The sequence below is a fragment of the Chryseobacterium sp. MP_3.2 genome (assembly GCF_035984805.1).
Taxonomy (GTDB): Bacteria; Bacteroidota; Bacteroidia; order Flavobacteriales; family Weeksellaceae; genus Kaistella.
In genome coordinates this window covers 1-22162 of record NZ_JAXCHW010000011.1, presented here as the reverse complement: position 1 = coordinate 22162, position 22162 = coordinate 1, and the positions used below count along the sequence as shown (strand labels likewise).

The window sequence follows — 22162 nt, the reverse complement described above, 5'->3', positions numbered from 1 at the left end:
AAAATATATTATATTGATAGAAAAGATTAAAGAGCAGATTTCCTCTTGTTTATAAAATATTCAATTTCGGGAATTGCAGATTATGTTTTAGTAGAATTTCCGACTTAAATTTTTTGCTTCATAATTTACTTGGCAGAGCAGTCGGCTCAATTTAGAAATATTTCCTGAGTTATTGACCCAGAAATTAAAGTATGATGAAGAGACACTATTTCACCGTGACTTGAACAAGTCTACTTTATATTAAAGATCTTTTCCAAAGAGTGGGAATCTTTTTCTATTTTAAAGCTTCTTTCTTTAAGAAATTCTTTCTTTTAAATTATTTGATTATTTTTACCGCAAATTAAAATTCACTTATGAGAAATTTTTTCACATTTTGTCTCTTTGTTTTTTCTGCTTTTATATATGGGCAAACTTCAGATGCTGCACCTGCAAATTATAAAGTGATTGATTATCTCACCTATCCTTATAAATATTTAGACAAAGATTTTAAAATCAAAATCTCCGATAAAACATTCCAGGAATCTGTTGTAAAAAATCAATTCATCGCCTCCAGAGTAATTGGAAAAAAATACACAGATTCTTTAAGCGTAGTTTTAATGGCAGAATTTGGCAACTGGGAACAGTCGCGATTGGCGCAGTTTAAAATCAGCTATGGCTGGGAAAGAGTGGGTGCACATTTGCTCATTTCTGCTGAGGATGCAAAAAATTTAGGTAAACGCTATGAACAGGTTTATCCATATAAAATGTCGGTTTTCCTGCGCGATGAAAAAAACCATGATGCATATTTGAAAACTCTTTTTCAAAACTTGCGTAAAGAATTGTTCCTCTTAACGGGTGATAAGAAAGTAGATAACCTCTCCATTTCCAAACTGATGGATGAAGCCAACAGAAAATCCCCAGATCGGATTAAGTTATATTTAGCCACACAGTTTGAAAAAGAACACGGCAGAAAACCAAAAGATTCGGAAATTGGGAAAAGTTGCGGTAGAAATGATTGTTGCCAGACAAGAACACCAGATTAATTCTGTTTTTTCTAAAACTTTACTCAGTTAACAGTTTTCAAAAAATTTCCTGTCTGCTATTGAGTCAATATTTTTTATTAATTTTAGAAGATTATTTTTAAATAACTCCCATTATGCTCTACAAATTAACTTTCTTATGGTGCATGCTTCTTTCTATATTTGGAACTTCCCAAGTACGAAATCCTGATGGAGTAGATTTTTTAGAATTTATGACTTCGGATTTTAAATATGAGGTAATGCTGATTACGGATAAAATTTCTACGAATAAAACATCAGAAGCTACCATTAGGATTAGATATGATGATAGAATAGTAGAGTTTTATAGCATAGCAGAATTTGAACTTATTGACGATTCTATTTTTATTAATGTGATTCCGAAAGATCAAGAGGTAAAAGTGATCAAAGGAACATCAACCTACAATCCGGATACATTTCTCTTAATTCTCAATGAAGAAGGAAATTTTCTGAAAGGCGAGGCAACAGACAAAAATTCTACAACCGGAAATAAACTAAAATTTACTACCGCAAACACCTTCACAGATCAACTAAGACTTCTCAAAAGATTTTATGAGAGTGATGATCCTTTATATCCTAAAATAGTAAAATTATTGAAAGATGAATTTATCTTGGAATAGAAAGAGATTGAAACAAAAGTTATAATTTGGCTTTAATGCTTAGTAAATTTCAATAGTGTAATGGTAATGAAATATATAACCCTCCTTTTTCCACTCTTTTTTTCTGGCCAAACACATCGATTTATCTATGAATTTCAATTTAAATCTGATTCACTGGCAAAAGAATTTACCAAAGAAAATATGATATTGGATGTTAATCCAAATGACGTAAAATTCTATCCTTACGCTTATGCGGAAAATGATTCATTGAATAAGATCAGGAATAATATGAACTTCGTGTGGGATGAAACCCTTCCTGCAATCAGTAGAAAAAATAATTCCAATACAAATCTAAACTACATTTTGCTTAATGATTTTTTCGCCTATGAAACCAAGGATGAAGTTATTTGGAAATTATCCAATGAAACCAAAACTCGTGGTGTATATCAGTTGCAAAAAGCGACAACAGATTTTGGTGGAAGAAATTGGACCGCTTGGTTCAATACCGAGATGAACATCAATGAAGGGCCGTACAAATTCCGCGGACTTCCGGGATTAATTTTTGAAATTTCTGATGATCGGAATAATTTCAGCTTTAGTTTGGTGAAAAGCTATCACTTAAGTTCTACTGCAAATACGGTAGACTTTTTAGATACTTTTGGAGGTCAAAAACCACTTATAATTACCGAAAAGATTTTACACAGGAAACTTTTAGAGATGTACAATGATCCACTGCAAGAGTTTCGCGAAGATTTTAAAAAAAGTAATGGTCAAACAAAATTCTCCGTTATGGGAACTGAGATTAAGAGTTTAGAACAGTTTAAGGAATTAAATTTAAGGATGCAAGCAAGAACTCGGAGAGAAAATAATCCGCTTGAACTCAACAAAGCGATTCACTACCCAAAATAAAATAGGTTCCGTCTCCATTCATGTTTAGCACTTGATTAACTATTATAATTTTCTGTTTTTTAGAAAATGATCATCTAAATGGTAGTAGATAATATTGTAGGACCCCAGTTTAAAATCTAAATACTTCCTCACTTCATTCAATTGCGCATCAGAATTTACTTCTACCTTAATTTTCGAACCATTACTCAGTTTTTTTCCAAAGTGAAAACCATCTTTTTTAATTTCCACCATATTTTCGGTGACTGTTTTAAAATCCGCATGCTTCAAATCTTCTAAAGAAATAGAATCAATGAGTTCTTTGTCGCCAAAAACATTCGTCACGGTTCCGTAAGAATTTATAGGAAGCGCAACATCAATGTCTAAAGGATAGCGATCCACATTTCCTAGATATTTCTCCAAAGTCGGCACATCTAAAATCTTTTTTCCAGCATTACATTGGAGAGAAGGTGTGGAGTAGCAGATAAGGTACACTTTATGCACCGGCGGAACTCCAGATAGAGTTCTGTTTTTTACCTGATGAATTCTAATCGTACACGTAATTTGTACTTGAGAAATATCTTGAAGTTGTTTTAGAAATTCAAAATATTCCTTATTGGTTCCCGCCGTCCAATCGCAATCTATTTGTATTTCGTTTGTGGACTGAAAGCCAAACTCTTTTTGCTTTTTTTGAATCAACGTGGAAACATTTTTAGCCAAAAAATTAATTTCCTTTATCGTAATATCATAGAAGACTTCATTTTTAATATAAACAACGGGGATTATTTTTTTAGAGGTTTCAAATGTTTCATTTTTCGTAATTAATCCAACGGGTTGAAATTTTCCATCAATTTTATCGATATCAAAAAAATGGGTATATAGATAGGAAGTTGGTGATTTTTCCAGGGCTGCCTTTTCGACGGTACTTAAATTTAGGGTACTGCGCCAATAATAGAACGAGTAAGTATGATTTTCTGCGGGAGTGCAAGAAAATAAAACAGAGAAAAGAAATAAAATGAAAATACGTTTCATGGCATAAATTTAAAGACATCCCACAAATAGCAAACACCGATTATAAATATTTTTAAATATTGAAATTAAATGATTGCAGAAAATATGAACGTAATCTAAATTACAAAAAAAAACCATCGTTAAATAAATTAAGGATGGGTATTTCTAAAGTAATAAAGAAAAATTAGTTTAGTTTTCTAGTATACTGATCGATTCGAATAATTCTACCATCTTTTAATTTAAAGTCATTTACAATGTCTATAGAATCTAGTACTCCCGCTTGCGTTTCAGGAATATCGGTATACCATAATGTTACCCACTCTTCGGACTTGTCTTTTGATATTACAGATTCCCAATCTTCTACGCGTTCTTTTATGCTTTTAAATTTATTTCTATTTTCCGTAAAGAAAATTTTTAAACTATCATTAGATATTTTCTTATCAAGTCCATCGAACTTTAGATGAATAGAATCTCCGAAAAATTTTAAAGTTTGATCTACATTTCCGTCTTCCCAAGCTTTTAAGGCTTGCAATGCAACCATTGTGTTTTCTGAAGAACCGATCTCCCAGTTATCGGGTTTCTCTATTTTATAGGGATAGTCCATTTTGGCACTAGAGTCGGAAGTGTCCATTTTAGCAGCTTCTTCTTTTTTGGTGCAGGAAGCTAATAGAAGCACGGCGATAATTAAAGTTAGTTTTTCATGGTATGTTGTGTTTGAATGTTTCCTAATCCATAATATTATAAAAATAAATTCAGATTATAAGTGCCAATAACTATATAAAAGTAAGCATAAATGTAAAAGTACGTAAAATAGTTAATCTATAATCAAAAATGGACTAAATTTATTGATCCTATAGTTGACAATGATGATCATTTAGAATTTTACTCAGTGAAATGTTATTTTCAAAATTTTCATTTTTATGTAGCGCAATTACTAGTTAAATAGTCTTTAAATGTTTTGAATTTCTATATGCATTTTTAAACTTTATCGAAGTTGATTATTGCATCTTAATAATTTTTGGGAAAATTCAAAAATATTATTAAGTCCCTGTTTGTCAATTAAAAATTTCTTCATACATTTGCACACTCAATTTAAGGAAGAAGTGCGCCTATTTCAAAAGTAGAAATCACTAAACCCTTTATTGATAAAACAGAACTTAAATAGATATATATAAATAATGTCAGGTATTATTGGTAAAAAAATCGGTATGACTTCTTTGTTTGACGAAAACGGCAAAAACATGCCGTGTACAGTTATTCAAGCAGGTCCATGTGCGGTTTTACAGGTCAGAACCAAAGAAAAGGATGGGTACAAAGCTGCTCAACTAGGTTTCGATGACAAGAGTGAAAAGAACGTTGGAAAAGCGTTAGCTGGTCATTTTAAAAAGGCTGGTTCTACTCCAAAAGCTAAATTGGTAGAATTCTATCATGAATTTGTAGACAAATTAAGCGTAGGAGATGAAGTGAAAGTTGATTTATTTGCTCAAGGCGAATATGTTGATGTTACAGGAACTTCAAAAGGTAAAGGTTTCCAAGGGGTTGTAAAAAGACACAACTTTGCGGGGGTAATGCAAGCAACTCACGGACAGCACAACAGATTAAGAGCTCCAGGTTCTATCGGTGCAGGTTCCGATCCTTCTCGTGTATTCAAAGGAATGCGTATGGCAGGGAGAATGGGTGGTAAACAAGTTACTGTACAAAACCTACAAGTGTTAAGAGTAGATGAAGAACAAAATCTTTTAGTAGTAAAAGGTGCTGTTCCGGGAGCGAAAAATTCTTATGTAATTATTAGAAAATGGAATTAGTAGTATTAAATACATCAGGAAAGGAAACCGGAAGAAAAGTAACTTTGGACGAAGCGATCTTCGGATTAGAGCCAAATCAGCACGCGGTTTACTTAGAAGTGAAGCAATATCTTGCGGCACAGAGACAAGGGACTCACAAATCGAAAGAAAGAAGTGAAATTGCAGGATCTACCAAGAAACTTAAGAAACAAAAAGGTTCAGGATCTGCTAGATACGGAGATATTAAGAATCCATTATTCAAAGGTGGTGGCCGTGTATTCGGTCCAAAACCAAGAGACTATAGATTTAAATTAAATAAATCTCTAAAAAGATTAGCAAAAAAATCTGTTCTATCTGCAAAGATGAGAGATAATTCAATTAAAGTATTAGAAGCATTCAATTTTGATGCTCCTAAGACAAAAGAATTTATCAACTTAAATAATGCATTAGGATTTGAAGGTAAAAAATCATTGTATATTTTACCAGAAGCTAACAAAAATGTATACCTATCCTCTAGAAATTTACCTAAAACTAAAGTATTGACTTATAATGAGATCAGTTCTTACGATTTAGTACATGCAGGAGAGATTATCTTTTTAGAAGGTGCAATAGAAAAATTCCAGGAAAATTTAAGAAAATAAATCATGTCTATTATAATCAAACCGATCATTTCAGAAAAAGCCAACTATCTTACTGACCTAAGAGGAGCTTATTCTTTTTTAGTTGACCCTAAAGCGAATAAAATCCAAATTAGAAAAGCAGTAGAAGTAGCTTACGGTGTAAAAGTAGCAGACGTTAGAACAATGATTTATGCTCCGAAGGTTTCTTCGAAAAACACCAAAAAAGGATTACAGGTTGGGAAAACCAACAAATTGAAAAAAGCAGTTGTTTCTCTTGCAGAAGGAGAAGTGATTGATATTTTTGCAAATTAATAAATATAAACAATCGTAATGTCTGTTAGAAAATTAAAACCTATCACCCCGGGACAGAGATTCAGAGTTGTAAACAACTTTGAGGAAATTACTACCAACAAACCAGAGAAGTCTCTAACCGTTGGTATTAGTAAGTCAGGTGGTCGTAACAATACTGGTAAAATGACCATGCGTTACACCGGAGGTGGACACAAACAAAAATACAGAATTATCGACTTCAAGAGAAACAAGCTTGATGTTGAAGGTACGGTAATGACTGTTGAGTATGATCCAAACAGAACTGCTTTCATCGCGCTAGTAGAATATACAGATGGAGAGAAGAGATATATCATCGCTCCAAACGGTATTAAAGTAGACCAGAAAGTAATCGCCGCGGAATCTGCAGAACCAGAAATTGGTAATGCAATGAAGTTAAAAAACATTCCTTTAGGAACTGTTATTTCTTGTATTGAATTGCGTCCTGGTCAAGGAGCAATAATGGCAAGAAGTGCAGGATCTTCAGCACAGTTAACTTCCCGTGATAAAAAATACGTAATCATCAAATTGCCTTCTGGTGAATCTAGAATGATTCTTTCAGAATGTATGGCAATGATTGGTTCCGTTTCTAACTCTGACCACCAACTTACCGTTTCCGGTAAAGCAGGTAGAAGCAGATGGTTAGGAAGAAGACCTAGAACAAGACCAGTAGTGATGAACCCTGTAGATCACCCAATGGGAGGTGGTGAAGGTAAATCTTCTGGCGGGCACCCAAGATCCAGAAATGGACAGCCATCAAAAGGCTTCAAAACGAGAAACAAAAATAAAGCGTCTAACCGATTCATTATATCTAAAAGAAAATAATTATGGCAAGATCACTTAAAAAAGGACCTTTCATCCATCATACTTTAGATAAGAAGGTTCAGACAAATATAGAGTCTAATAAAAAGACAGTAATTAAAACTTGGTCCAGAGCATCTATGATCTCCCCGGACTTCGTAGGACAAACCATCGCAGTACACAACGGTAAATCTTTTATCCCTGTATATGTTACTGAGAATATGGTTGGTCACAAGTTAGGTGAATTTTCTCCGACAAGATCTTTCAGAGGTCACGGTGGTAACAAAAATAAAGGAGGTAGATAATCATGGGATCAAGAAAGAGAGAAAGTGCATTAGCACGTAAAATAGCAAACCAAGATGTGGCTAAATCTTTACATAATGATTGCCCATCTTCCCCAAGAAAGATGAGATTAGTTGCTGATATCATCAGAGGAGTTGAAGTGGACAAAGCTTTGGCAATCCTTAAATTTTCCAAAAAAGACGCTTCTAACAAGTTAGAAAAAGTTTTACTTTCTGCAATGGCTAACTGGCAATTGAAAAATGAAGGTGCGGATATTGAAGAAGCAAACTTAATCGTAAAAGAGATTATGGTAGACAGTGCGAGACAATTGAAGAGACTAAGACCAGCCCCACAAGGTAGAGGTCATAGAATCAGAAAAAGATCAAACCACATCACTTTAATTTTAGGTAACAAAGAAACTAATTAATCAAGGCATGGGACAGAAAACAAATCCAATAGGTAACAGATTAGGTATCATCAGAGGATGGGATTCCAACTGGTATGGCGGAAAAGATTTTGGAGACAGAATCGCCGAAGATTATAAGATCAGAAGATATTTAGAGGCTCGTTTGTCAAAAGGAGGAATCTCTAGAATTTATATCGAAAGAACTTTAAAATTAGTCACAGTTACAATTACTACAGCAAGACCCGGTTTAATCATTGGTAAAGGCGGTCAGGAAGTTGACAAACTAAAAGAAGAATTAAAAAAGATCACGGATAAAGACATCCAGATCAATATCTTCGAAATTAAAAGACCAGAACTGGATGCAGTATTAGTTGCAGACAGTATCGCTAAACAAATCGAAAACCGTATTTCTTACAGAAGAGCCGTGAAAATGTCTATTCAAAGTACCATGAGAATGGGAGCTGAAGGAATTAAAGTTCAGATTTCCGGTAGATTAAACGGAGCGGAGATGGCAAGAAGTGAAAACTTCAAAGAAGGAAGAATCCCATTATCAACTTTCCGTGCAGATATTGATTACCACATTGGTGAGGCATTAACTCAATACGGAAAATTAGGAGTGAAGGTTTGGATCATGAAAGGAGAAGTTTATGGTAAAAGAGATCTTATGCCATTAGTAGGACAACAGAAAAAAGGACCTGCTGGAAGAGGAGACAGAAACGATCGTAATGATCGCAATGAAAGATCGGACAGAGGAGATAGAAGACCAAGAGATAGAAAATAATTAATGAAATTTTGGAGGACACTTTTTAAATGACCGTTACTTTTTTAAAATCTAAAATCTAAAATCTAAAATTCCTAGAAATTATGTTACAACCAAGAAGAACCAAATTCCGTAAAGTTCACAAGATGAAAATGAAGGGAGTTGCTCAAAGAGGGAGCCAACTTGCCTACGGAACTTTCGGGATCAAAGCCAATGAAGGTGCTTGGATCACTGCAAGACAAATTGAAGCAGCGCGTATCGCAGCTACAAGATATATGAAAAGAGAAGGTCAATTATGGATCAAAATATTTCCAGATAAGCCTATTACTAAAAAACCAGCCGAAGTAAGGATGGGGAAAGGTAAAGGTGCTGTAGAATATTGGGTATCTGTAGTGAAACCTGGTAAAATTATGTTTGAAGTGGGAGGTGTTCCTTATGAAGTTGCCAAAGAAGCACTTCGTTTAGCAGCTCAAAAACTTCCTGTTACTACAAGATTTGTAGTTGCTAACGATTTTGTTCAACCTCAATAATCTTTAAGAAATGAAAAAAGCTGACATCAAAAATCTAAGCGCAGGAGACGTTCAAAACAAACTTGCTGAATTAAGAACTGATTTCAATAAAATGAAAATGGCTCACAAAATCAGCCCGATTGACAATCCTATTCAAATTAGAGATATGAGAAAAACAATCGCTCGTTTGGAAACTGAATTAACACTAAAACAACAATAAGAATTTCATTTTATCATGGATAGAAATTTAAGAAAAGAAAGAATCGGAATTGTTTCCAGCAATAAAATGGAAAAGACCATTGTTGTAAGTGAAACTACGAGAGTGAAACACCCAATGTATGGTAAATTCGTTTTAAAAACGAAAAAATATACCGCTCATGATGAGAACAATGAGTGTACTGAAGGAGATACAGTATTAATTACTGAAACAAGACCTTTAAGTAAAAGTAAAAGATGGAGATTAGTAAGAATCATTGAAAAAGCTAAGTAATGTTACAAACAGAATCAAGATTAAAAGTTGCTGATAACACAGGTGCAAAAGAAGTACTTGTTATTAGAGTTCTGGGAGGAACCAGAAGAAGATATGCTTCCGTTGGTGATAAAGTAGTAGTTACTATCAAGGATTCTACACCACAAGGAACTGCGAAAAAAGGAACTATTTCTAAAGCCGTAGTAGTAAGAACTAAAAAAGCTGTAAGAAGAAAAGATGGATCATACATCAAATTTGACGACAATGCTTGTGTTCTTTTAAACGCTACAGGTGAAATGAGAGGAACCCGCGTTTTCGGACCAGTTGCCCGTGAACTAAGAGATAAAGAATATATGAAAGTCATTTCATTAGCTCCAGAAGTACTTTAATTTTAAAATTTACAAAAATGACAAAGTTAAAAATCAAAAGAGGAGATAACGTAATCATCACTACCGGTAAGAAAGAAATTAAAGGTAAAACAGGTGAGGTTATAGAAGTGATCAGAAAAGAAGGCAAAGATGCTAGAGTTATTATCGCAGGTTTAAATATTGTTAAAAAACATACTAAACCATCTGCAGGTAATCCACAAGGCGGAATTGTAGAAAAAGAAGCATCCATCCATATTTCTAATGTTATGCTTATCGATAAAGACGGTAAGGGAACGAAAACAGGATCTAAGGTTGATGGTGATAAAAAAGTAAGAGTTGCTAAATCAACCGGAGAAACTTTATAATACAACAGAAGATGGAATATATAGCAAGACCAAAACAAATATATAAAGAGAAAATTGTTCCCGGTATGATGGAAGAATTTGGGTATAAATCTGTAATGCAGGTTCCTAAATTGATGAAAATCGTAGTATCGCAAGGTTTGGGTGCTGCCTCAGCTGACAAAAAAATTGTTGACTATGCAGTAGAAGAATTAACCGCGATTACAGGACAAAAAGCTGTAGGAACAATCTCTAAGAAAGATGAAGCTGCTTTCAAATTAAGAAAAGGGATGCCAATTGGTGCCAGAGTTACTTTGAGAGGAAATCAGATGTATGAATTCTTAGACAGACTTACCGCTTCCGCATTACCAAGAATTAGAGATTTTTCTGGTATCAAAGCAGACGGTTTTGATGGTAGAGGAAATTACAACTTAGGGATTACTGAGCAAATCATCTTCCCAGAGATTGCAATTGACAAAGTGAAGAAAATCCAAGGGATGGACATTACTTTCGTTACTTCTGCTAAAACTGACAAAGAGGCCAAATCATTATTAACGCATTTCGGTATGCCTTTCAAAAAGAACTAAAAGATGGCAAAAGAATCAATGAAAGCGCGTGAGCGCAAAAGAGAAGCTACGGTAGCAAAATATGCTGAGAAAAGAAAAGCTTTAAAAGAGGCTAAGGATTATCTTGGTTTACAAAAATTGCCGAAAGATGCTTCACCAGTTAGACTACACAACAGATGTAAATTAACAGGAAGGCCAAGAGGTTACATGAGAACATTCGGTCTTTCTAGAGTAACATTCAGAGAAATGGCCAATAACGGTCTGATCCCGGGAGTGAAAAAAGCAAGTTGGTAATAATTTAGAACAATCGAGGTGATCAAGTTGATCTAGACAAAAGAAACAAGACGCCAGATCCGAGACTTTATAATCTTGGTTCTTGGCTCTTTAATCCAAAATCTCTTTCAAAACTGCTCATCACAAACCAATAATTTAAAATAGAAAAATGGTAACAGATCCAATTTCAGATTTCCTAACCAGAGTAAGGAACGCACAAAGCGCAGGCCACAAAGTGGTGGACATTCCTGCATCGAAAATCAAAAAGGAGATTACAAAGATTTTATTTGATCAAGGTTATATTTTGAACTACAAGTTCGAAGATAACGCTGTTCAAGGAAACATCAAAATCGCTTTGAAGTATGACAAACAAACCAGTAGACCAATTATCAAAAGCATCCAAAGAGCTTCTAGACCAGGTCTAAGACAATACAAAGGATCAGGTGAACTGCCTAGAGTATTAAACGGTTTGGGCGTGGCTATTATCTCTACTTCGAAAGGAGTAATGACAGATAAAAAAGCCAGACAAGAAAAAGTTGGTGGAGAAGTAATCTGCTATGTTTATTAATTAATAATCAAAGGAAAATGTCAAGAATTGGTAAAGCAATTATAGAAATTCCCGCTAATGTTACCGTAACCGAAAAAGACGGCTTGGTAACTGTGAAAGGACCGAAAGGCGAACTTACACAGCAATTACAAGAAGGAATCACTATTAAACAAGAAGACGGAGTTCTAACTTTAGACAGACCGTCAGAATCTAAACAACACAAAGCATTACACGGTCTTTACAGAGCGTTAATCAATAACATGATTCATGGAACTGCCACAGGATGGAGTAAGCAATTGGAACTTGTAGGAGTAGGATACAGAGCATCTAACCAAGGTAATAGATTGGATTTGTCTCTAGGATTCTCTCACGGAATCGTATTGGATCTACCGAAAGAAATTACGGTAGAAACTTTATCTGAAAAAGGTAAAAACCCAGTGATCACCTTGTCATCTTTAGACAAACAGTTACTTGGTATGGTTGCCGCAAAAATTAGATCTTTCAGAAAACCAGAGCCTTACAAAGGAAAAGGAGTTCGATTTGTAGGAGAAATTGTAAGACGTAAAGCTGGTAAATCTGCTTAATTTTAAAATTTAAGAAAATGGCACTAACCAAAGTACAAAAAAGAAATAGAATCAAAAGAAGAGTTAGAGGAAAAATTTCCGGCTCTGCAGAATTGCCTAGACTATCTGTTTACAAAAGTAACAAAGAAATCTACGCTCAATTGATTGATGACAAAGATGGTAAAACTTTAGCTTCAGCCTCTTCTAGAGCGCTTAAAGCTTCAGGTAACAAAGTAGAAATCTCCACAGAAGTAGGTAAAGCAATTGCTGAAAAAGCTATCGCTGCTGGAATTGAAAATATAGTGTTCGATAGAAACGGTTTCGTTTATCATGGTAGAGTGAAAGCTTTAGCTGATGGAGCGAGAGCAGGCGGACTAAAATTCTAATCAATAAATTTCGGATAATATGTTAGGACTAGATAATATAGAAAAAATAAAACCGGGAGGATTAGAACTTAAAGATCGTCTCGTTTCAGTTAACAGAGTTACTAAAGTAACTAAAGGAGGTAGAGCCTTCGGGTTTTCTGCAATCGTGGTTGTAGGAGATGAAGCTGGAACTGTAGGTTTCGGTTTAGGTAAATCTAAGGAAGTTGCTTCTGCTATTGCGAAAGCGGTAGAAGATGCGAAGAAAAACTTGGTAAAAGTTCCTGTAGTAAATCATACAATTCCTCATCAAACTTCCGCTAGATACGGTGGTGCAGATATCTTCTTGAGACCTGCAACTCATGGTACTGGTGTAATTGCTGGTGGTACAGTTCGTATGGTAGTAGAAGCTGCTGGTATTAAAGATATTCTTTCTAAATCCAAAGGATCCTCTAACCCACATAATGTTGTGAAAGCTACTTTCAAAGCATTATTGGATATCAGAAGACCAGAAGAGATTGCTAAATTGAGAGGTATTTCATTAGATAAAGTGTTTAACGGTTAATTAAAGTACAATGGCAAAAATTCAAGTAAAACAAGTAAGAAGCGCTATTGGTAGAACCAAAACTCAAAAGAGAACGCTCGAAGCATTAGGATTAAAAAAACTTCACCAAGTAGTAGAGCATGATGATACTCCAGCAATCCTGGGTATGGTAGCTGCAATACGTCACCTAGTAGAAGTTGTAAAATAGAAAACAGACCAGGGGAAAAGAGATTTAGTTTTTAAATCTCTCTTCTCTAATCTTAAAATCTCAAATCTAAAAATAATGAATTTAAATAATATTAGACCTGCAGCAGGTTCTACTCACAGCACGAAAAGAATCGGTAGAGGACAAGGAAGTGGAAAAGGGGGTACAGCTGGGAAAGGTCATAATGGTCAGCAAGCAAGAGCTGGTTATTCTCAGAAAATCGGTTTTGAAGGGGGGCAAATGCCTTTGCAAAGAAGATTACCTAAATTTGGTTTTACCAATATCAACAGAAAAGAGTACAGAGCAATCAATGTAGATACCCTTCAGATTTTAGCTGATACCAAAAATATCACTGAAATCAGTAGAGAAGTTTTAATCGAAAACGGATTGGCTAAAAAAAGCGAAATGGTGAAGATCATGGGTAGAGGCGAATTGAAAACAGGTATTTCAATCTCTGCACACAAATTCACAAAATCTGCAGAAGAAGCAATTTCTAAAGCAGGTGGTACAGCAATTACTCTATAAAATTTACAATGAAGGAATTTATACAAACACTAAAAAACATTTGGAGTCTTAAAGAACTCAGAGAGAAAATTCTTTTCACTCTAGGTATGATTCTCGTGTATAGATTCGCATCTTATATTTCCCTACCCGCTATTAACATGGCAGAAGTAGGGAATCTTTTGGATAACTACCAAAATCAAGGTGGCAATAAACAAGGAGCTGGTCTTCTTGGGTTGCTGTCTTCCTTTACAGGGGGTGCATTTAGTAGAGCGTCAATTATGGCATTAGGTATTATGCCCTACATCTCTGCTTCCATCATTGTACAATTAATGGGAATGGCAATTCCTTATCTACAGAAACTTCAGAAAGATGGAGAAAGTGGAAGAAATACGTTGAATCAAATTACAAGATGGTTAACCATTGCAGTATGTTTGATCCAAGCACCTTCTTATCTTACTTCTATCACGCAAATGTTTTTACCACACGCACAGTTTGGTTCAGCTTATTACATTCACCCGGAATCCATTATGTTTTGGTTGCCAAGTATTGTAATATTAGTAGCAGGATCTGTATTTGCAATGTGGTTAGGAGAAAAAATTACAGATAAAGGAATCGGAAACGGGATCTCTATCTTAATTATGGTGGGTATCTTAGCGGATTTTCCAGGCGCTTTCATTCAGGAAGTTGCAACTCAAACTGGAAAAGGAGGTTTTGGTATGATCATGATTTTAATTGAAATCTTATTCTGGATGTTGGTGGTTCTTCTGGCAATTATTTTATCAGTCGCCGTAAGAAAAATACCAATCCAATATGTAAGTAGAGCACAGGCGAGAGGTGGTGCTAACAAAAATTTAATGCAGGGAGCCAGACAATGGATTCCGTTAAAAGTAAATGCTGCGGGTGTAATGCCGATCATTTTTGCTCAAGCGTTAATGTTTGTGCCGGGATTATTAACTAAGGTTGATGATTCTAATACCTTCTTGGCAGGTTTCAAAGATGTGTTCAGTTGGCAATACAATGTTCTTTTTGCCCTCTTAATTATTATTTTTTCTTTCTTTTACACGGCAATTACAATTCCGGTAAATCAAATGGCAGATGATTTAAAGAGAAATGGAGGACTAATTCCAAAGGTCAGACCCGGTAAAGAAACCGCCGATTACCTGGATGATATTCTCTCAAAAATAACTTTGCCCGGCTCAATCTTTTTGGCTATCTTTGCAATCCTTCCAGCACTTGTGTATGGATCGTTGGTTCAAACGGATAGATTTGCCCTGTTCTTCGGTGGTACATCACTATTAATCATGGTTGGTGTAATACTAGATACAGTTCAGCAGATCAATACTTATTTGCTAAATCATCATTATGATGGGCTTATGCAGTCAAAACTGTCCAGAACAAACAATAATTTGTAAATAAATTAATGGCTAAACAGAAACATATTGAACAAGACGGCGTAATTACGGAAGCACTTTCGAATGCGCAGTTTCGTGTAGAACTTGAAAATGGGCATATCCTTATCGCTCACATTTCAGGTAAAATGAGAATGCACTACATTAAGCTTTTACCTGGAGATAAGGTAAAGTTAGAACTTTCTCCTTATGATTTATCAAAAGGGAGAATTACATTCAGATATTAATTTCAGAGCAATCTGAAACTTATTATAAAAGGAAACTTTCAAAATCACAGGATTTTATCAAAGTTTAAAATTTAAACAAAATGGGAATGATTCCGTAAGATCTCATTTAACCGTTGGAAAATTAACAAGAAAAGAAACAAATGAAAGTTAGAGCATCTATCAAAAAAAGAAGTGCTGATTGCAAAATTGTTCGCAGAAAAGGCGTTCTGTTTGTGATTAACAAGAAGAACCCAAAATTTAAACAAAGACAAGGTTAAAATTAAATTATGGCGAGAATTTCCGGTATTGATTTACCAAAGAACAAAAGAGGCGTTATCGGCTTAACTTATATTTTCGGAATAGGAAGAAGTACTTCTTCTGAGATCTTAAAAGCAGCTGGTATTAGCGAAGACAAGAAAGTCAACGAATGGAATGACGATGAATTGGCATTGATCAGAAACTACATCACAGATCACGTAAAAGTGGAAGGTGAATTGCGTTCTGAAACACAATTAAACATCAAGCGATTGATGGATATTGGTTGCCAACGAGGAATACGTCACAGACTGGGATTACCTTTAAGAGGCCAAAGAACTAAAAACAATTCTAGAACCCGAAAAGGAAGAAGAAAAACTGTTGCTAACAAGAAAAAAGCAACTAAATAATCGGTAAGAATTATGGCAAAACAGACTAAAGCAGTTAAAAAAAGAAAAGTTAAAGTTGAAGCGATTGGTGAAGCACATATCCAAGCGTCTTTCAATAATATCATCATTTCTTTAACAAATAAGAGTGGAGAAGTGATCTCTTGGGCATCTGCCGGGAAGATGGGATTCCGAGGTTCTAAAAAGAATACTCCTTTTGCAGCGCAAATGGCTGCAGAAAATTGCTCTACCGTAGCTCACGAAGCTGGACTACGCAGAGTAAAGGTTTACGTGAAAGGTCCTGGAGCAGGTAGAGAATCTGCCATCCGTACCATCCACAATTCAGGAATTGAAGTTAGTGAAATCATTGATGTGACTCCAATGCCACACAACGGTTGTAGACCACCAAAAAGAAGAAGAGTATAATAATTTGAATTTCGAATTATAGAAAGCAATACTGATTCATTCAGTGCAACAATCAACTTATAATTCTTAATCTACAATCCTAAAATAATATGGCAAGATATATTGGACCAAAAACAAAGATTGCAAGAAAGTTTGGAGCTGCAATCTACGGAGATGACAAAAGCTTCGAGAAAAGAAAAAACCAACCACCGGGACAACACGGTGTTAATAAAAGAAGAAACGCAAAAAAATCTGAGTACGCTGTTCAGTTAATGGAAAAGCAGAAAGCTAAATATACATACGGTATTTTAGAAAGACAATTTGCTAACCTATACGAAAAAGCCAACCGAGCAAAAGGCGTTACAGGTGAAGTTCTTTTACAATTATGTGAATCTAGATTAGACAATGTAGTGTACAGATTAGGTTTTTCTAAAACCAGAGCTGGAGCAAGACAATTGGTTTCTCACAGACACATCACAGTAAATGGCGGATTAGTAAACATTCCATCTTATACGTTGAAAGCAGGAGACGTAATTGCAGTTAGAGAGAAATCTAAATCTCTAGAAGTAATTGCTGACTCATTAGCTTACAAATCAAATTATGAGTGGTTACAATTCAACGACGAAACAAAATCAGGTACTTTTACTTCTGCACCGGAGAGAATCCAAATTCCAGAAGATCTAAAAGAACAATTGATCGTCGAACTTTACTCTAAATAATAATTTTTTCAAATTTTTGCTCAACCCAAATTATATGGCAATTTTAACATTTATTAAACCCGATAAAGTAATCCTTCTTAATTCTGATGATTTCAAAGGTAAATTTGAATTCAGACCTCTAGAATCAGGATTTGGACTAACCATCGGTAATGCTTTGAGAAGAGTATTACTTTCTTCTCTAGAAGGATATGCTATTACATCTATCAAAATAGAAGGCGTAGAGCACGAATTTTCAACTATTCCGGGTGTAATTGAAGACGTAACAGAAGTAATTCTGAACTTAAAACAATTAAGACTAAAAGCAACTTCTGAAGCTTCTGTAGGGGAAACAGTAACCGCTAAAGTATCTGGACAAACTACTGTAACTGCAGGAGATTTAGGAAAAGCACTTCAAGGTTTTGAAATTTTAAATCCTGATTTTGTAATCTGTAATCTTAACAAAGACGTAAAATTTGAACTTACTTTCACCATTGAAAAAGGAAGAGGGTATGTTCCATCTGAGCAAAACAAATCTGCAAATGCCGCAATCGGTACTATTGCAATTGACTCTATCTTTACGCCGATCAAAAAAGTACAGTACAGTGTTGAAAACTATCGTGTAGAGCAAAAAACAGACTACGAAAAATTAGTTTTGGATATTGAGACAGACGGTTCAATCAGTCCTCAAAATGCTTTAACAGAAGCTTCTAAGATATTAATTTATCACTTCATGTTATTCTCCGATGAGAGAATTACTTTGGAGACAGAAGCGGTGAAAGCATCCATCCAATACGATGAAGAAACTTTACACACAAGACAACTTCTAAAATCTAAATTAACAGATATGGACTTGTCCGTAAGAGCACTAAACTGCTTGAAAGCTGCTGAAGTAGAAACTTTAGGAGAACTGGTTTCTTATACGAAGTCTGATTTGATGAAATTCCGAAACTTCGGTAAAAAATCATTAACAGAATTAGAAGAATTAGTGCATGCAAAAGGTCTTAACTTCGGTTTCGACGTTGCTAAATATAAATTAGACGCTGACAAATAACAAACAATGAGACACGGTAAAAAATTCAATCACTTAGGAAGAACCACTTCACATAGAAGCGCTTTACTTTCTAATATGGCTTGTTCTCTTATTGAGCATAAAAGAATCAACACTACTGTTGCTAAAGCGAAAGCTTTAAGAGTGTACGTAGAACCTTTGCTTACTAAAGGTAAAGATGATACTACACATAACAGAAGAACGGTTTTCGCTTACCTGCAAAGCAAAGAAGCAGTTACTGAATTATTCAGAACAGTTGCTCCTAAAATCGCAGACCGACCAGGAGGTTACACTAGAATTATCAAAACTGGATTCAGACAAGGAGATGCTGCCGATATGGCAATGATCGAATTGGTAGACTTCAATGATATCTACAACCCGAATGCTGAAGAGAAGAAAACAACAAGAAGAAGCAGAAGAGCAACTCCTAAAGCAACAGAAACTGTAGCTGAGGTAAAAGAAGCTCCTGCCAAAGAGACTAAAACTGAAGAACCAAAAGCAGAAGCTGCAGATTCTACAGAAGAAAAAGCGGGAGAATAATTATCCCACGCTTACAAATAAAAATCCATTTTGATAATTTCAAAATGGATTTTTTCTTTTTATAAACAATAGATTAGGAGGAAGCATGTGACTTGCTTCTGAATTATTTCTATTTACTGGTTCTCGCTTTTTTCATGGTGATCACATTGTTCCCCTGAATAATCGTGATGGTATCGTTTTTAGAGGTAATTTCAAAATCATGGTCAGCGTAAACTCCACCATTCGATAAAGCTTCTATTTGTGGTGCTTTAATGGTCATTTTATTGCTTTCGATACTAATCATTTTTTTTCCAGTTGAATTATCGAAGGTTACTAAGGCGCCGGATCCGTCTTCCGTTACATATCGATCTGTATAACTATCCATATTTTGATTAGTGATCACTGCGCTGTCTCCACCCGATTTGGTAAGCCCAGAATCAGTGATTAAAATAGTGGTGTTTCCTTCCGCACTTTTCTTGCAACTTACATTAAATAACAATGCGATTGCAGCTGCTGAATAAATTAATTTCTTCATTTTTAAATTTTTTAGATGATTCAAATTTACACTTACTTTTTAGATTTTAAAAATGGTGGTAATTAACTAAATTTTAACGCTAACAGTAGTTAAATCATCTGTTAAAATCCTTTCAATCATTGAATTTTAATTAAATTTGTGGATACTATTAAATAACTAAAATAAAATATAATGAGTTACATTTCTTACATAGAAGCCAGACAGATTTTAGATTCGCGCGGTAATCCCACAATTGAAGTAGATGTCTTCACAGAAAGTGGCGCCATGGGTAGAGCAGCAGTTCCGTCCGGAGCTTCTACAGGTGAACATGAGGCAGTTGAATTGAGGGACGGAGCGAAAGAATTTGGTGGAAAAGGCGTTTTGAAAGCCGTAGAGAATGTAAGAGAAGTTATTGCTCCAGAACTCATCGGGATGCCTGTATTTGACCAAAACTATATAGATCAGATTATGATTGATTTAGATGGTACAGATAACAAAGGTAATCTTGGTGCAAATGCAATCTTAGGTGTTTCTTTAGCCGCAGCAAAAGCCGCAGCAACGGAATTAAAAATGCCATTGTACAAATATATTGGTGGCGTAAATGCTAATACACTTCCTGTTCCCATGATGAATGTTATCAATGGTGGATCGCACTCAGATGCTCCCATTGCTTTTCAAGAATTTATGGTGATGCCTGTAAAAGCAGAATCTTTTTCAGATGCTTTAAGAAAAGGGACAGAAATTTTCCACAGTCTAAAATCAATTTTGCATGATCGTGGTCTTTCTACCGCGGTTGGTGATGAAGGTGGCTTTGCTCCGAAATTTAAAGGAACAGAAGATGCTCTAGATACGCTTTCTCAAGCCGTAGAAAAAGCGGGTTACAAACCGGGAGATGACATTATGTTTGCTTTGGATTGTGCCGCTTCAGAATTTTACAAAGACGGAACTTATGATTACACAAAATTCCAAACACCAGATTCCGCAAAATACAACAGGAGCGAACAAGTAAATTATTTAGCCGATTTGGCAGCTAAATATCCAATAATTTCCATAGAAGATGGAATGCACGAAGATGACTGGGAAGGTTGGAAAATGCTAACTGATAAAATTGGCGATAAAGTTCAATTGGTTGGTGATGATTTATTTGTGACTAATGTTCAGCGCCTTTCTAGAGGAATTAAAGAGGGAATCGCTAATTCAATTTTGGTGAAAGTGAACCAAATCGGAACCTTGTCAGAAACTATGGATGCAGTTCAGATGGCACAGCATAATCGCTATACTTCTGTAATGTCTCACCGTTCAGGGGAAACTGAAGATTATACCATCGCAGATTTAGCAGTAGCAATGAACTGTGGACAAATTAAAACGGGATCTGCTTCTCGTTCAGATAGAATGGCAAAATATAACCAGTTACTTCGTATTGAAGAAGCTTTGGGAGAGTCTGCCTACTTTCCAGGATTAGAAGCATTCAAAATAAATCGATAATAGACAGAATTCATCACGAACGCTGAATTTTGTTTGTGGTTTTCTTCCAATTAGTATAAATTAGTAAAAAATTAAATTATAATGTCAGATAACAAAGTTATATTAAACTATGATGGTAAATCTTTTGAATACCCAATCGTAGAAAGCACTATCGGGGACAGAGGAATAGATATTTCTAAATTAAGAGATCAAACAGGTTTAATTACTTTAGACTTAGGATATAAAAATACAGGTGCCACGTTAAGTGACATCACTTACCTTGATGGAGACAATGGAGAATTGTATTATAGAGGCTACCCCATTGAGCAAATTGCGGAAAAATCAAACTTTACGGAAGTAATGTATCTTTTATTAAATGGCAGTTTGCCAACCACAGATCAGTTTGCAGGATTCGAAAAAGGGATTAAAAAATACAATTTCGTTGCAGACGAAATGAAAAGATTAATCGATGTTTTCCCTCGATCTGCGCACCCAATGGGAGTTTTATCTTCTCTAACTTCAGCGCTTACGGCCTTTAATCCAAAAGCTGTAAATGTACGTTCAAAGGAAGAAATGGATCATGCTGCAGAAATGTTGATCGCTAAATTCTCTCACCTTTGCGCTTGGACGTATCGTAAAAAAATGGGACTTTCTATCAATCATGGAGATGATAGTTTAAACTATGTAGAAAATTTCTACAAAATGTGTTTTCGTCGTCCTAACCAAGAATTTGAATTAGATCCTGTGGTTGTTGGCGCTTTAGATAAATTATTAATTCTTCACGCTGATCATGAGCAAAACTGTTCTACCTCAACCGTGAGAATGGTTGGCTCTGCACACACAGGTTTATTCGCTTCCGTTTCAGCTGGGATTTCAGCACTTTGGGGACCACTTCATGGTGGTGCAAACCAAGCAGTAATTGAAATGCTCGAAATGATTGAAAAAGATGGTGGCGACGTAGCAAAATATGTTGAAAAAGCCAAAAATAAAGATGATGATTTCCGTTTGATGGGCTTTGGTCATAGAGTTTATAAAAACTTTGATCCAAGAGCAACCATCATTAAAAAAGCGGCAGATGATATCTTAGAATCTTTAGGAATTGAAGATAAAGCCTTAGATATTGCACGTCAATTAGAAAGAGTAGCTTTAGAAGATGAGTATTTTGTAAGCAGAAAATTATATCCTAACGTGGATTTCTATTCTGGAATAATTTACCGAGCCTTAGGGATTCCTACAGAAATGTTCACCGTAATGTTCGCCTTAGGACGCTTGCCAGGTTGGATTTCCCAGTGGAAGGAAATGCGTTTGCACAATGATCCGATCGGAAGACCAAGACAGGTTTACCAAGGTGCGGCAAAACGTGATTACGTAGAAATGAATAAAAGATAAATTCTTAAAATATGTCCCGTCCTAAAAAAGCGATACAGATTATTAAACAAAATTAAATAATTAAACACTAGCGATAACGTTATCGCTAGTGTTTTTTCTTTTGTAG

At 35.2% G+C, this 22162-nt stretch carries 36 protein-coding genes; 33 read left to right on the top strand and 3 right to left on the bottom strand.

The genetic code is table 11. From position 1 onward, the window contains the following. Positions 1-353 precede the first annotated feature (353 nt). From RCH13_RS12035 to RCH13_RS12025, 3 genes are all read left to right on the top strand, one after another. Entirely contained in the window at positions 354-1022 is a 669-nt protein-coding gene (locus tag RCH13_RS12035) for a hypothetical protein (protein ID WP_326987494.1), read from the top strand. 113 nt (positions 1023-1135) lie between these two features. Continuing rightward, positions 1136-1657, top strand: a complete 522-nt coding sequence (locus RCH13_RS12030; RefSeq protein WP_326987493.1) for a hypothetical protein — start codon at positions 1136-1138, stop codon at positions 1655-1657. A 66-nt stretch (positions 1658-1723) separates the two neighbouring features. Beyond that, a complete protein-coding gene (locus tag RCH13_RS12025) occupies positions 1724-2545 on the top strand; it encodes a GLPGLI family protein (RefSeq protein ID WP_326987492.1) in 822 nt (273 codons plus the stop codon). A gap of 42 nt (positions 2546-2587) precedes the next feature. Here the strand turns inward: RCH13_RS12025 and RCH13_RS12020 are convergent, their stop codons facing one another. Both RCH13_RS12020 and RCH13_RS12015 read right to left on the bottom strand, forming a co-directional pair. Further along, positions 2588-3553, bottom strand: a complete 966-nt coding sequence (locus RCH13_RS12020) for a hypothetical protein (RefSeq protein ID WP_326987491.1) — start codon at positions 3551-3553, stop codon at positions 2588-2590. A gap of 163 nt (positions 3554-3716) precedes the next feature. Further along, entirely contained in the window at positions 3717-4208 is a 492-nt protein-coding gene (locus RCH13_RS12015; protein WP_326987490.1) for a hypothetical protein, read from the bottom strand. A gap of 502 nt (positions 4209-4710) precedes the next feature. Here RCH13_RS12015 and rplC point away from each other — a divergent pair. The 28 genes from rplC to rplQ all read left to right on the top strand — a co-directional run bounded on the left by rplC (position 4711) and on the right by rplQ (position 18710). Then, positions 4711-5337 (top strand): 50S ribosomal protein L3, encoded by a 627-nt coding sequence (rplC, locus tag RCH13_RS12010; RefSeq protein WP_326987489.1) that lies wholly within the window; start codon positions 4711-4713, stop codon positions 5335-5337. Next, the gene (gene rplD, locus RCH13_RS12005) at positions 5328-5957 is read left to right on the top strand and encodes a 50S ribosomal protein L4 (RefSeq protein WP_326987488.1); all 630 of its coding nucleotides are present in this window, start codon (positions 5328-5330) and stop codon (positions 5955-5957) included. The genes rplC and rplD overlap by 10 nt, the downstream gene beginning before the upstream one ends. A gap of 3 nt (positions 5958-5960) precedes the next feature. Then, the gene (gene rplW, locus RCH13_RS12000) at positions 5961-6248 is read left to right on the top strand and encodes a 50S ribosomal protein L23 (protein WP_326987487.1); all 288 of its coding nucleotides are present in this window, start codon (positions 5961-5963) and stop codon (positions 6246-6248) included. A gap of 18 nt (positions 6249-6266) precedes the next feature. Then, positions 6267-7088 (top strand): 50S ribosomal protein L2, encoded by an 822-nt coding sequence (gene rplB, locus RCH13_RS11995; RefSeq protein WP_326987486.1) that lies wholly within the window; start codon positions 6267-6269, stop codon positions 7086-7088. A gap of 2 nt (positions 7089-7090) precedes the next feature. Then, complete coding sequence (gene rpsS / locus RCH13_RS11990) at positions 7091-7369, top strand: 30S ribosomal protein S19 (protein WP_326987485.1); 279 nt, start codon at positions 7091-7093, stop codon at positions 7367-7369. A gap of 2 nt (positions 7370-7371) precedes the next feature. Further along, the gene (gene rplV / locus RCH13_RS11985; RefSeq protein ID WP_326987484.1) at positions 7372-7773 is read left to right on the top strand and encodes a 50S ribosomal protein L22; all 402 of its coding nucleotides are present in this window, start codon (positions 7372-7374) and stop codon (positions 7771-7773) included. Between the two features lie 7 nt (positions 7774-7780). Beyond that, positions 7781-8533 (top strand): 30S ribosomal protein S3, encoded by a 753-nt coding sequence (gene rpsC / locus RCH13_RS11980; protein WP_326987483.1) that lies wholly within the window; start codon positions 7781-7783, stop codon positions 8531-8533. Between the two features lie 83 nt (positions 8534-8616). Beyond that, positions 8617-9042, top strand: a complete 426-nt coding sequence (gene rplP, locus RCH13_RS11975; RefSeq protein WP_326987482.1) for a 50S ribosomal protein L16 — start codon at positions 8617-8619, stop codon at positions 9040-9042. Positions 9043-9052: 10 nt separating this feature from the next. Then, a complete protein-coding gene (gene rpmC, locus RCH13_RS11970) occupies positions 9053-9241 on the top strand; it encodes a 50S ribosomal protein L29 (protein ID WP_326987481.1) in 189 nt (62 codons plus the stop codon). A 12-nt stretch (positions 9242-9253) separates the two neighbouring features. After that, positions 9254-9511 carry a 30S ribosomal protein S17 gene (gene rpsQ / locus RCH13_RS11965; RefSeq protein ID WP_088263399.1) on the top strand — a complete coding sequence of 86 codons (258 nt, stop codon included), beginning with the start codon at positions 9254-9256 and terminating at the stop codon, positions 9509-9511. After that, positions 9511-9879 (top strand): 50S ribosomal protein L14, encoded by a 369-nt coding sequence (rplN, locus tag RCH13_RS11960; protein WP_305520471.1) that lies wholly within the window; start codon positions 9511-9513, stop codon positions 9877-9879. Before rpsQ ends, rplN begins: the two co-directional genes overlap by 1 nt. Before the next feature lie 17 nt (positions 9880-9896). Continuing rightward, entirely contained in the window at positions 9897-10223 is a 327-nt protein-coding gene (rplX, locus tag RCH13_RS11955; RefSeq protein WP_326987480.1) for a 50S ribosomal protein L24, read from the top strand. A gap of 11 nt (positions 10224-10234) precedes the next feature. Beyond that, positions 10235-10786, top strand: a complete 552-nt coding sequence (gene rplE, locus RCH13_RS11950; protein WP_326987479.1) for a 50S ribosomal protein L5 — start codon at positions 10235-10237, stop codon at positions 10784-10786. 3 nt (positions 10787-10789) lie between these two features. Next, positions 10790-11059 (top strand): 30S ribosomal protein S14, encoded by a 270-nt coding sequence (rpsN, locus tag RCH13_RS11945; RefSeq protein ID WP_326987478.1) that lies wholly within the window; start codon positions 10790-10792, stop codon positions 11057-11059. 148 nt (positions 11060-11207) lie between these two features. Next, the gene (rpsH, locus tag RCH13_RS11940) at positions 11208-11606 is read left to right on the top strand and encodes a 30S ribosomal protein S8 (protein ID WP_326987477.1); all 399 of its coding nucleotides are present in this window, start codon (positions 11208-11210) and stop codon (positions 11604-11606) included. Positions 11607-11623: 17 nt separating this feature from the next. Beyond that, positions 11624-12169 carry a 50S ribosomal protein L6 gene (gene rplF / locus RCH13_RS11935; RefSeq protein WP_326987476.1) on the top strand — a complete coding sequence of 182 codons (546 nt, stop codon included), beginning with the start codon at positions 11624-11626 and terminating at the stop codon, positions 12167-12169. Positions 12170-12186: 17 nt separating this feature from the next. Beyond that, positions 12187-12534: a 50S ribosomal protein L18 gene (gene rplR / locus RCH13_RS11930; protein ID WP_326987475.1), complete on the top strand. Its 348-nt coding sequence runs from the start codon at positions 12187-12189 to the stop codon at positions 12532-12534. Between the two features lie 19 nt (positions 12535-12553). After that, positions 12554-13075, top strand: coding sequence for a 30S ribosomal protein S5 (gene rpsE / locus RCH13_RS11925; protein WP_326987474.1), 522 nt, complete (start codon positions 12554-12556; stop codon positions 13073-13075). A 10-nt stretch (positions 13076-13085) separates the two neighbouring features. After that, on the top strand, positions 13086-13262 hold the full coding sequence (gene rpmD, locus RCH13_RS11920) for a 50S ribosomal protein L30 (RefSeq protein ID WP_326987473.1): 177 nt from the start codon (positions 13086-13088) through the stop codon (positions 13260-13262). Positions 13263-13337: 75 nt separating this feature from the next. Next, the gene (gene rplO / locus RCH13_RS11915; protein WP_326987472.1) at positions 13338-13784 is read left to right on the top strand and encodes a 50S ribosomal protein L15; all 447 of its coding nucleotides are present in this window, start codon (positions 13338-13340) and stop codon (positions 13782-13784) included. A gap of 8 nt (positions 13785-13792) precedes the next feature. Continuing rightward, on the top strand, positions 13793-15175 hold the full coding sequence (gene secY / locus RCH13_RS11910; RefSeq protein WP_326987471.1) for a preprotein translocase subunit SecY: 1383 nt from the start codon (positions 13793-13795) through the stop codon (positions 15173-15175). An 8-nt stretch (positions 15176-15183) separates the two neighbouring features. Beyond that, positions 15184-15399, top strand: a complete 216-nt coding sequence (infA, locus tag RCH13_RS11905) for a translation initiation factor IF-1 (protein ID WP_015806726.1) — start codon at positions 15184-15186, stop codon at positions 15397-15399. A 140-nt stretch (positions 15400-15539) separates the two neighbouring features. After that, positions 15540-15656 carry a 50S ribosomal protein L36 gene (gene rpmJ, locus RCH13_RS11900; protein ID WP_007839480.1) on the top strand — a complete coding sequence of 39 codons (117 nt, stop codon included), beginning with the start codon at positions 15540-15542 and terminating at the stop codon, positions 15654-15656. A gap of 9 nt (positions 15657-15665) precedes the next feature. After that, positions 15666-16043 carry a 30S ribosomal protein S13 gene (rpsM, locus tag RCH13_RS11895; RefSeq protein ID WP_326987470.1) on the top strand — a complete coding sequence of 126 codons (378 nt, stop codon included), beginning with the start codon at positions 15666-15668 and terminating at the stop codon, positions 16041-16043. A gap of 12 nt (positions 16044-16055) precedes the next feature. Continuing rightward, positions 16056-16445, top strand: a complete 390-nt coding sequence (gene rpsK, locus RCH13_RS11890; RefSeq protein ID WP_326987469.1) for a 30S ribosomal protein S11 — start codon at positions 16056-16058, stop codon at positions 16443-16445. An 89-nt stretch (positions 16446-16534) separates the two neighbouring features. Continuing rightward, positions 16535-17143, top strand: coding sequence for a 30S ribosomal protein S4 (rpsD, locus tag RCH13_RS11885; RefSeq protein WP_326987468.1), 609 nt, complete (start codon positions 16535-16537; stop codon positions 17141-17143). A 34-nt stretch (positions 17144-17177) separates the two neighbouring features. Further along, positions 17178-18173: a DNA-directed RNA polymerase subunit alpha gene (locus RCH13_RS11880; protein ID WP_326987467.1), complete on the top strand. Its 996-nt coding sequence runs from the start codon at positions 17178-17180 to the stop codon at positions 18171-18173. Positions 18174-18179: 6 nt separating this feature from the next. Next, positions 18180-18710 carry a 50S ribosomal protein L17 gene (gene rplQ / locus RCH13_RS11875; protein ID WP_326987466.1) on the top strand — a complete coding sequence of 177 codons (531 nt, stop codon included), beginning with the start codon at positions 18180-18182 and terminating at the stop codon, positions 18708-18710. Positions 18711-18819: 109 nt separating this feature from the next. Here the strand turns inward: rplQ and RCH13_RS11870 are convergent, their stop codons facing one another. Continuing rightward, positions 18820-19224: a hypothetical protein gene (locus RCH13_RS11870; RefSeq protein ID WP_326987465.1), complete on the bottom strand. Its 405-nt coding sequence runs from the start codon at positions 19222-19224 to the stop codon at positions 18820-18822. A gap of 171 nt (positions 19225-19395) precedes the next feature. Here RCH13_RS11870 and eno point away from each other — a divergent pair, with 171 nt between their 5' ends. After that, the gene (gene eno, locus RCH13_RS11865; protein ID WP_326987464.1) at positions 19396-20688 is read left to right on the top strand and encodes a phosphopyruvate hydratase; all 1293 of its coding nucleotides are present in this window, start codon (positions 19396-19398) and stop codon (positions 20686-20688) included. Between the two features lie 81 nt (positions 20689-20769). Then, positions 20770-22056 carry a citrate synthase gene (locus RCH13_RS11860; protein ID WP_326987463.1) on the top strand — a complete coding sequence of 429 codons (1287 nt, stop codon included), beginning with the start codon at positions 20770-20772 and terminating at the stop codon, positions 22054-22056. Positions 22057-22162: the final 106 nt, after the last annotated feature.

What these genes read in the sequence shown, in the direction of transcription:
- rplD (WP_326987488.1), top strand. Translation starts at nt 5,328, where the DNA reads ATGGAATTAGTAGTATTAAATACATCAGGAAAGGAAACCGGAAGAAAA.
- rpsD (WP_326987468.1), top strand. Translation starts at nt 16,535, where the DNA reads ATGGCAAGATATATTGGACCAAAAACAAAGATTGCAAGAAAGTTTGGA.
- rpsK (WP_326987469.1), top strand. Translation starts at nt 16,056, where the DNA reads ATGGCAAAACAGACTAAAGCAGTTAAAAAAAGAAAAGTTAAAGTTGAA.
- rpsC (WP_326987483.1), top strand. Translation starts at nt 7,781, where the DNA reads ATGGGACAGAAAACAAATCCAATAGGTAACAGATTAGGTATCATCAGA.
- rplB (WP_326987486.1), top strand. Translation starts at nt 6,267, where the DNA reads ATGTCTGTTAGAAAATTAAAACCTATCACCCCGGGACAGAGATTCAGA.
- RCH13_RS11860 (WP_326987463.1), top strand. Translation starts at nt 20,770, where the DNA reads ATGTCAGATAACAAAGTTATATTAAACTATGATGGTAAATCTTTTGAA.
- rpsM (WP_326987470.1), top strand. Translation starts at nt 15,666, where the DNA reads ATGGCGAGAATTTCCGGTATTGATTTACCAAAGAACAAAAGAGGCGTT.
- rplP (WP_326987482.1), top strand. Translation starts at nt 8,617, where the DNA reads ATGTTACAACCAAGAAGAACCAAATTCCGTAAAGTTCACAAGATGAAA.
- rpsS (WP_326987485.1), top strand. Translation starts at nt 7,091, where the DNA reads ATGGCAAGATCACTTAAAAAAGGACCTTTCATCCATCATACTTTAGAT.
- RCH13_RS12030 (WP_326987493.1), top strand. Translation starts at nt 1,136, where the DNA reads ATGCTCTACAAATTAACTTTCTTATGGTGCATGCTTCTTTCTATATTT.
- rplN (WP_305520471.1), top strand. Translation starts at nt 9,511, where the DNA reads ATGTTACAAACAGAATCAAGATTAAAAGTTGCTGATAACACAGGTGCA.
- rplX (WP_326987480.1), top strand. Translation starts at nt 9,897, where the DNA reads ATGACAAAGTTAAAAATCAAAAGAGGAGATAACGTAATCATCACTACC.
- secY (WP_326987471.1), top strand. Translation starts at nt 13,793, where the DNA reads ATGAAGGAATTTATACAAACACTAAAAAACATTTGGAGTCTTAAAGAA.
- RCH13_RS11870 (WP_326987465.1), bottom strand. Translation starts at nt 19,224, where the DNA reads ATGAAGAAATTAATTTATTCAGCAGCTGCAATCGCATTGTTATTTAAT.
- RCH13_RS12025 (WP_326987492.1), top strand. Translation starts at nt 1,724, where the DNA reads ATGAAATATATAACCCTCCTTTTTCCACTCTTTTTTTCTGGCCAAACA.
- RCH13_RS12035 (WP_326987494.1), top strand. Translation starts at nt 354, where the DNA reads ATGAGAAATTTTTTCACATTTTGTCTCTTTGTTTTTTCTGCTTTTATA.
- eno (WP_326987464.1), top strand. Translation starts at nt 19,396, where the DNA reads ATGAGTTACATTTCTTACATAGAAGCCAGACAGATTTTAGATTCGCGC.
- rpsN (WP_326987478.1), top strand. Translation starts at nt 10,790, where the DNA reads ATGGCAAAAGAATCAATGAAAGCGCGTGAGCGCAAAAGAGAAGCTACG.
- rplV (WP_326987484.1), top strand. Translation starts at nt 7,372, where the DNA reads ATGGGATCAAGAAAGAGAGAAAGTGCATTAGCACGTAAAATAGCAAAC.
- rpmD (WP_326987473.1), top strand. Translation starts at nt 13,086, where the DNA reads ATGGCAAAAATTCAAGTAAAACAAGTAAGAAGCGCTATTGGTAGAACC.
- infA (WP_015806726.1), top strand. Translation starts at nt 15,184, where the DNA reads ATGGCTAAACAGAAACATATTGAACAAGACGGCGTAATTACGGAAGCA.
- rplE (WP_326987479.1), top strand. Translation starts at nt 10,235, where the DNA reads ATGGAATATATAGCAAGACCAAAACAAATATATAAAGAGAAAATTGTT.
- rpsH (WP_326987477.1), top strand. Translation starts at nt 11,208, where the DNA reads ATGGTAACAGATCCAATTTCAGATTTCCTAACCAGAGTAAGGAACGCA.
- rplO (WP_326987472.1), top strand. Translation starts at nt 13,338, where the DNA reads ATGAATTTAAATAATATTAGACCTGCAGCAGGTTCTACTCACAGCACG.
- rpmJ (WP_007839480.1), top strand. Translation starts at nt 15,540, where the DNA reads ATGAAAGTTAGAGCATCTATCAAAAAAAGAAGTGCTGATTGCAAAATT.
- rplR (WP_326987475.1), top strand. Translation starts at nt 12,187, where the DNA reads ATGGCACTAACCAAAGTACAAAAAAGAAATAGAATCAAAAGAAGAGTT.
- rplQ (WP_326987466.1), top strand. Translation starts at nt 18,180, where the DNA reads ATGAGACACGGTAAAAAATTCAATCACTTAGGAAGAACCACTTCACAT.
- rplC (WP_326987489.1), top strand. Translation starts at nt 4,711, where the DNA reads ATGTCAGGTATTATTGGTAAAAAAATCGGTATGACTTCTTTGTTTGAC.
- rpsE (WP_326987474.1), top strand. Translation starts at nt 12,554, where the DNA reads ATGTTAGGACTAGATAATATAGAAAAAATAAAACCGGGAGGATTAGAA.
- rplF (WP_326987476.1), top strand. Translation starts at nt 11,624, where the DNA reads ATGTCAAGAATTGGTAAAGCAATTATAGAAATTCCCGCTAATGTTACC.
- RCH13_RS11880 (WP_326987467.1), top strand. Translation starts at nt 17,178, where the DNA reads ATGGCAATTTTAACATTTATTAAACCCGATAAAGTAATCCTTCTTAAT.
- rpmC (WP_326987481.1), top strand. Translation starts at nt 9,053, where the DNA reads ATGAAAAAAGCTGACATCAAAAATCTAAGCGCAGGAGACGTTCAAAAC.
- rplW (WP_326987487.1), top strand. Translation starts at nt 5,961, where the DNA reads ATGTCTATTATAATCAAACCGATCATTTCAGAAAAAGCCAACTATCTT.
- RCH13_RS12020 (WP_326987491.1), bottom strand. Translation starts at nt 3,553, where the DNA reads ATGAAACGTATTTTCATTTTATTTCTTTTCTCTGTTTTATTTTCTTGC.